This window comes from Mesorhizobium sp. M7A.F.Ca.CA.001.10.2.1 (assembly GCF_003998575.1).
GTDB lineage: Bacteria > Pseudomonadota > Alphaproteobacteria > Rhizobiales > Rhizobiaceae > Mesorhizobium.
In genome coordinates this window covers 1-417 of the sequence record NZ_RZQY01001382.1, presented here as the reverse complement: position 1 = coordinate 417, position 417 = coordinate 1, and the positions used below count along the sequence as shown (strand labels likewise).

The following is a 417-nucleotide window of genomic DNA, read 5'->3' as shown; positions in this document are numbered from 1 at the left end:
GGTGTAGCGCAACGTCGAGCCGTTGCCGATCACCAGATTGGCCGCCGCGTTGGACGAGGCGCCGATGCTGCTTGCCTGGCCGCCATTCGCCAGCTTGCTGACGCCGAGCACACCGCCATTGATCGTGGTGATGCCGGCGTAGCTGCTGTTTTGATTGTTGAGGATCCAGGTGCCGGCGCCGTCCTTGGTCAGCGAGGTCACGCCGGCGCCGTTGTTGGTGATCTGTGCGGCAAGGCTGTTGTTGCCGGTGTTGGTGCCGCCGAGCGCCAGCGTCTGGCTCGTGCCGAGAGCCGAGAATGCGATCGCTCCGGCATTGGTGAAGGCGATCGCGCCGGTGCCGGAGGATTCGAGCCGGCTGCCGGCCGAGGCGCCGAGCGTGAACAGGCGATCGGTGCTGTCGCCCGTGCCGACATATTG

General features: G+C 66.4%; 1 protein-coding gene. It reads right to left on the bottom strand.

From position 1 onward, the window contains the following. On the bottom strand, positions 1 to 417 hold a 417-nt coding region (locus EN964_RS37200), incomplete at both ends, for an autotransporter-associated beta strand repeat-containing protein (RefSeq protein WP_164776636.1).